The organism is Phocaeicola salanitronis DSM 18170, from assembly GCF_000190575.1.
In the GTDB taxonomy this organism is placed as follows: Bacteria; Bacteroidota; Bacteroidia; order Bacteroidales; family Bacteroidaceae; genus Phocaeicola; species Phocaeicola salanitronis.
The window spans coordinates 3173203-3180000 of record NC_015164.1 but is presented as its reverse complement, the minus strand read 5'-3'; the positions used below and the strand labels follow the sequence as shown (position 1 = coordinate 3180000).

1 protein-coding gene, 2 tRNA genes and 2 rRNA genes (1 of these 5 only partly in view) are annotated in these 6798 nt (G+C 54.8%); 1 reads left to right on the top strand and 4 read right to left on the bottom strand.

Features of this window, described 5'->3' with window-relative positions; genetic code table 11:
- The 4 genes from BACSA_RS13670 to BACSA_RS13655 all read right to left on the bottom strand — a co-directional run.
- A 23S ribosomal RNA gene (locus BACSA_RS13670) occupies positions 1-1574 on the bottom strand (it extends 1305 nt beyond the left edge of the window).
- A gap of 127 nt (positions 1575-1701) precedes the next feature.
- Positions 1702-1775: transfer RNA gene (locus BACSA_RS13665), tRNA-Ala, on the bottom strand.
- Positions 1776-1782: 7 nt separating this feature from the next.
- A tRNA-Ile gene (locus BACSA_RS13660) sits at positions 1783-1856 on the bottom strand.
- A 91-nt stretch (positions 1857-1947) separates the two neighbouring features.
- A 16S ribosomal RNA gene (locus BACSA_RS13655) occupies positions 1948-3479 on the bottom strand.
- Together the 16S and 23S rRNA genes with 2 tRNA genes alongside form the textbook arrangement of a ribosomal RNA operon.
- A 720-nt stretch (positions 3480-4199) precedes the next feature.
- Between BACSA_RS13655 and feoB the strand changes: the two genes are divergently transcribed.
- Positions 4200-6683 carry a ferrous iron transport protein B gene (gene feoB, locus BACSA_RS13650; protein ID WP_013618623.1) on the top strand — a complete coding sequence of 828 codons (2484 nt, stop codon included), beginning with the start codon at positions 4200-4202 and terminating at the stop codon, positions 6681-6683.
- The last annotated feature ends 115 nt before the right edge of the window (positions 6684-6798 follow it).

The following is a 6798-nucleotide window of genomic DNA, read 5'->3' as shown; positions in this document are numbered from 1 at the left end:
GGCTTGCCCCGGAGGGCGCGCCGTACTTTCAGGTTCGGATCTTCCCGTGGATTTGCCTGCGGGAATCGGCTCCTACACCCTTAAACCCCCTATTCCGTCAGGGGGCGGCAGTGTCACAGCCGCGTCACCGCGTCACACCGGACGCCAGTAACGGAATGTTGACCGTTTGTCCATCGGCCTCGCCGTGCGGCTGAGCCTTAGGCCCCGACTTACCCTGATCCGATTAGCGTTGATCAGGAAACCTTAGTCTTTCGGCGAGGGGGCCTCTCACCCCCTTTATCGTTACTTATACCTACATTTGCTTTTCCATAAGCTCCAGCGCACCTTACGGAGCGCCTTCGGCGCCGATGGAATGCTCCCCTACCGATACTCTGTATCCCGCGGCTTCGGCGGGCGCCTTATACCCGATTATTATCCACGCCCGGCACCTCGACTAGTGAGCTGTTACGCACTCTTTAAATGAATGGCTGCTTCCAAGCCAACATCCTAGCTGTCTCGGGGGCCGGACTTCGTTAGATTAACTCAGGCGCCACTCCGGGGCCTTAGCCGGCGGTCAGGATTCTTCTCCTCTCGGGCACGGACCTTAGCACCCGTGCCCTCACTCCCGCGGAACATGCGGCATGCATTCGGAGTTTGTCAGGACTTGGCAGGCGGTGAAGCCCCCGCATCCTATCAGTCGCTCTACCTCATGCCGAATTACCGCGAGGCTGCACCTAAATGCATTTCGGGGAGTACGAGCTATCTCCAAGTTTGATTGGCCTTTCACTCCTACCCTCGCCTCATCCGGAAGCTTTTCAACGCTTATCGGTGCGGACCTCCATCCGGCGTTACCCGGACTTCATCCTGGACAAGGGTAGATCACTTGGTTTCGCGTCTCCCCCGCATGACTTGACGCCCTTTTCAGACTCGCTTTCGCTCCGGCTCCGCGCCTTATCGCGCTTAACCTCGCCAAGCAGGGGAACTCGTAGGTTCATTATGCAAAAGGCACGCCGTCACACTTGCGTGCTCCGACCGCTTGTAGGCGCACGGTTTCAGGGTCTCTTTCACTCTTCTGTCCGAAGTGCTTTTCACCTTTCCCTCACGGTACTGGTTCGCTATCGGTCTCTCGGGAGTATTTAGCCTTGCCGGATGGGCCCGGCAGATTCACGCAGGGTTCCACGTGCCCCGCGCTACTCAGGATGCCGCTACGCTTCGCAAGGCTTCATGTACGCAGCTTTCATGCTCTACGGCCGCGCTTTCCAGCGCGTTCCATTCGCCTTGCTTCTTGCGGTGTCGCGGTCCTTCAACCCCGCGCGTGCCGTAACACGCGCGGTTTGGGCTCCTCCCCGTTCGCTCGCCGCTACTGGGGGAATCACTGTTGTTTTCTTTTCCTGCGGGTACTAAGATGTTTCAGTTCCCCGCGTTGGCCTCCCGCCTCAGGCGGGATGTCATGCCTTCAGCATGACGGGTTGTCCCATTCGGAGATCCGCGGATCAAGGGCCATGTGCGCCTCCCCGCGGCTTTTCGCAGCTTGTCACGTCCTTCATCGCCTCCGAGAGCCAAGGCATCCGCCGTGCGCCCTTATCTACTTACGCCGCCGCTCGCTCTTCCTTCCGGAAGAGAGCGGGCATATACCTCTGGCTGATGCTTGCAGAATAGCCTGCAAGCGCTCGTTTCTCTTTATTGCTTGTCACATCATGTCATAGAACTTCTTTCTAACAGTGGAGAATAACGGATTCGAACCGTTGACCCCCTGCTTGCAAAGCAGGTGCTCTAGCCAGCTGAGCTAATCCCCCAAGACCGTAGTCCCAGGCAGAGTTGAACTGCCGACCTCCACATTATCAGTGTGGCGCTCTGACCAACTGAGCTATAGGACTGGCGTTGAACCTCTGTTTCATATCATATATAAGGAGGGGAACAACGGCACGCCGAAAAGGCAGGACGCCACCGGAACGGAAGCCGCTCCAGAAAGGAGGTGTTCCAGCCGCACCTTCCGGTACGGCTACCTTGTTACGACTTAGCCCCAATCACCGGTTTTACCCTAGGGCGCCCCTTTCGGTTACGCACTTCAGGCACCCCCGGCTTTCATGGCTTGACGGGCGGTGTGTACAAGGCCCGGGAACGTATTCACCGCGCCGTGGCTGATGCGCGATTACTAGCGAATCCAGCTTCGTGGAGCCGGGTTGCAGGCTCCAGTCCGAACTGGGAGGGGCTTTAGGGATTGGCGCTCCGTCGCCGGATGGCGGCCCTCTGTACCCCCCATTGTAACACGTGTGTAGCCCCGGACGTAAGGGCCGTGCTGATTTGACGTCATCCCCACCTTCCTCGCATCTTACGATGGCAGTACCGCCAGAGTCCCCAGCATAACCTGATGGCAACTGGCGGAAGGGGTTGCGCTCGTTATGGCACTTAAGCCGACACCTCACGGCACGAGCTGACGACAACCATGCAGCACCTCCACGGATGTGGTTGCCCACTTGCGCGTTTCCGCGCAATGCATCCGCAGTTCAAGCCCGGGTAAGGTTCCTCGCGTATCATCGAATTAAACCACATGTTCCTCCGCTTGTGCGGGCCCCCGTCAATTCCTTTGAGTTTCACCGTTGCCGGCGTACTCCCCAGGTGGGGCACTTAACGCTTTCGCTAAGCCGCCGGCAGTATATCGCCGGCAGCGAGTGCCCATCGTTTACCGTGCGGACTACCAGGGTATCTAATCCTGTTTGATACCCGCACTTTCGAGCATCAACGTCAGTTGCGGCCTAGCAGGCTGCCTTCGCAATCGGGGTTCTTCGTGATATCTATGCATTTCACCGCTACACCACGAATTCCGCCTGCCTCGAACGCACTCAAGAAAGCCAGTTTCAACTGCAATTTTACGGTTGAGCCGCAAACTTTCACAGCTGACTTGACATCCCGTCTACGCTCCCTTTAAACCCAATAAATCCGGATAACGCTCGCATCCTCCGTATTACCGCGGCTGCTGGCACGGAGTTAGCCGATGCTTATTCATAAGGTACATACAAGCTCCCACACGTGGGAGGTTTTATTCCCTTATAAAAGGAGTTTACAACCCGTAGGGCAGTCATCCTCCACGCTACTTGGCTGGTTCAGGCTCTCGCCCATTGACCAATATTCCTCACTGCTGCCTCCCGTAGGAGTTTGGGCCGTGTCTCAGTCCCAATGTGGGGGGCCTTCCTCTCAGAACCCCTATCCATCGTCGCCTTGGTGGGCCGTTACCCCGCCAACAAGCTAATGGAACGCACCCCCATCGCACACCGGATCGCTCCTTTAATGGCGCTGCCATGCAGCCACGCCATACCATCCGGGATTAATCTTCCTTTCGGAAGGCTGGCCCGGAGTGTGCGGAAGGTCGGATACGCGTTACTCACCCGTGCGCCGGTCGCCGGCAAGCCTAGCAAGCTAGACCCCCGCTGCCCCGCGACTTGCATGTGTTAAGCCTGTAGCTAGCGTTCATCCTGAGCCAGGATCAAACTCTTCATTGTAGAATATCTTTTTTCTTTTAAATGAATCCTGTCGACTGGCTCCCGTTCGTCTCTTGAATTGACGTCTCTTTTCCTTTCCTTGAATCGTACTACGTTGTTCCTATCCAAATAATCTCATAGAACGTCGCTTCCCTTACCGTTACAGCCCCTCTCAGGGGGCGTCCCTTCCGGAAAGCGAGTGCAAAGGTACAGACTTTTTCAGAAACTGCAAGACATCGGACACTTTTTTTCGAAAGTTTTTTCAAACAACGTCATAAAGTATCTGAAATACAAGCTATTGCAATAGATATTTTTCTTTTCCTTGGAATCAGGATACCTGATATCACATACCATTATTTAATTTCGCGCGTGCGCACGTAAAAGCAGGAATAGAAAAACAGGCAACGGAATGCGGACAGAAACGGGGGCGCACGAGGCAACAAACACGAACGCATGCGTACGTCATCGCATACGCATGCATCGGCGTACGCGACCGCATACGTTTGCCAACGCACTTATATGCGAGGATAAATATGGATTTGCGGAAATCATACATACTGTAGAGACGCCACAATGTGACGTCTCTACTAAGAAACCGTTTTGAATTTCTACATTCTTATTGCCCATAATTGCATCTCTATACGAAGTTGCATGCAACTTGATTGCATTCTATTTAAAAACAATCTAAATAACTTGCACAGCAAGAATCTATCTTATATCTTTGCGGCAAAATAACAAGACATGAGATTATCAGAACTTAAAACAGGCGAAAAAGGAGTCATCATCAAGGTGATGGGACACGGAGGATTCCGGCGGCGCATCATCGAAATGGGCTTCATCAAGGGGAAAACGGTGGAAGTCATCCTGAACGCTCCGCTGAAAGACCCCATCAAATACAAGATAATGGGATACGAAATTTCCCTGCGCCGCCAGGAAGCGGAAATGATAGAAGTAGTGAGTGAAGAGGAGGCACGCGCTTCGATAAAAGAAACCGAAGTGCTCAATCCCATAGCTGAAGACATTCCGGTATCGGACGAAAAGCTGCGCGAAATCGCGCAAGGCAAACGCCGCACCATCAACGTGGCACTGGTAGGGAATCCGAACTGCGGAAAGACTTCACTTTTCAACGTAGCTTCGGGCGCGCACGAACACGTGGGCAACTACAGTGGCGTAACGGTGGATGCCAAAGCCGGACACTTCGATTTCCAGGGCTATCACTTCCGCCTGGTAGACCTGCCCGGCACCTATTCGCTCTCGGCATACAGCCCCGAAGAGCTATATGTGCGCAAGCACATCATCGAGCAGACCCCCGACGTCATCATCAACGTGGTAGATGCAGGCAACCTGGAGCGCAACTTATACCTTACGACCCAGCTTATCGACATGAACGTGCGCATGGTGGTGGCACTCAACATGTACGATGCGCTGGAACATAGCGGCAACACGCTCAATTACAAATCCTTGGGACAATTGCTGGGTGTGCCCATGGTGCCTACGGTAAGCCGTACGGGAAAAGGCATCGACACCCTCTTCCATGTGATTATCGGGTTATACGAAGGCGCCGACTTCATGGGGCAGAAAGAAGAGATACGAGGCGAAGCCATGCGCGAGTTCCGCGAATGGCACGACCGCTACGTGCCCGACCATAAGTTCGGGAGCAACGCGGAAGAAGTGCACGAATCTGCCGATGCCAAGAGCTACATCCGCCACATCCACATCAACCACGGGCCGGAGCTGGAACGGAGCATCGAAGCCATCAAGAAAGAAATCTGCAAAAACGAGAACATCCGTTACAAATACTCCACCCGCTTCCTCGCCATCAAGCTGCTGGAGAACGACAAGGATATCGAGCAGCACGTCATCTCGACCCTGCCCAACGGCACGGAGGTCATCCAGACACGCGACAAGGAAGCCGAACGCATCCGCCGGGCGATGAACGAAGACAGCGAACAGGCCATCACCGATGCCAAATACGGCTTTATCTCGGGCGCGCTGAAAGAGACTTACGTAGAGAAGAACCAGCATACCGAAGCCTTCACCCGCGTGGTAGACAGCATCGTGACCCATAAGATTTGGGGCTTTCCCATTTTCTTCCTCTTCCTTTACGTCATGTTCGAGTGCACCTTCACCCTCGGAGCCTATCCGCAGGAATGGATTGAGTGGCTGGTAGGGGCTATAGGCTCGCTTGCCGAACACTACATGCCCGCCGGACCGCTCAAGGACCTGGTCATCGACGGCATCATCGGAGGCGTGGGAGGCGTCATCGTATTCCTGCCCAACATCCTGCTGCTCTACATCTTCATCTCGTTTATGGAAGATACGGGCTACATGGCGCGCGCGGCGTTCATCATGGATAAAATCATGCACAAGATGGGGCTGCACGGCAAGTCGTTCATCCCGCTCATCATGGGTTTCGGATGCAACGTGCCCGCCATCATGGCCTCACGCATCATCGAGAGCCGCAAGGCGCGGCTGGTCACGATGCTCATCAATCCGCTGATGTCGTGCAGCGCCCGCCTGCCTATCTACCTGGTGCTGATAGGCGCCTTCTTCCCCAGCCGTGCCAGTCTGGTACTGCTCTCGCTCTATGCCATCGGCATCCTGCTGGCGGTGCTCATGGCGCGTGTCTTCAGCAAGTTCATCGTAAAAGGCGAAGACGCCCCGTTCGTCATGGAGCTTCCCCCCTACCGCATGCCTACGGCAAAATCCGTGGCACGCCACACGTGGGAGAAAGGCGCGCAATACCTCAAGAAAATGGGAGGCATCATCATGATAGCGTCTGTCATCATCTGGTTTTTGGGATATTATCCGAACCATGACGCCTACAGCACCACCGCCGAACAGCAGGAGAACTCTTACATCGGCAAGATAGGAAAAGCCATCGAGCCGGTCATCGAACCGCTGGGATTCGACTGGAAGATGGGCATCGGGCTGCTGTCGGGCGTAGGAGCCAAGGAGCTGGTAGTAAGCACGCTGGGGGTTCTCTATACGAATGAGGAGGACATCGAAAACGTCAACCTTTCCGAACGCATCCCCATTACGCCCCTGGTGGCATACGGCTACATGCTTTTCGTGCTGATATACTTCCCCTGCATCGCTACGATAGCGGCTATCAAGAACGAGTCGGGAAGCTGGAAGTGGGCAGCCTTCGCCGCCTGCTACACCACGGCACTGGCATGGCTCGTCTCGTTCGCGGTGTACCAGATAGGGAGGTTGTTTTGTTGATATTTCACCACAGAGAGCACAGAGGCTCACAGAGGCTTTTAACTTTTTTGTCACGCTGGATTTGCAATCCAGCGTAATTAACCTTGCGGATTTGTAATCCGCATCACCAGCAAAC

Coding starts and splice junctions, on each gene's coding strand:
- feoB (WP_013618623.1), top strand. CDS start 4,200: ATGAGATTATCAGAACTTAAAACAGGCGAAAAAGGAGTCATCATCAAG.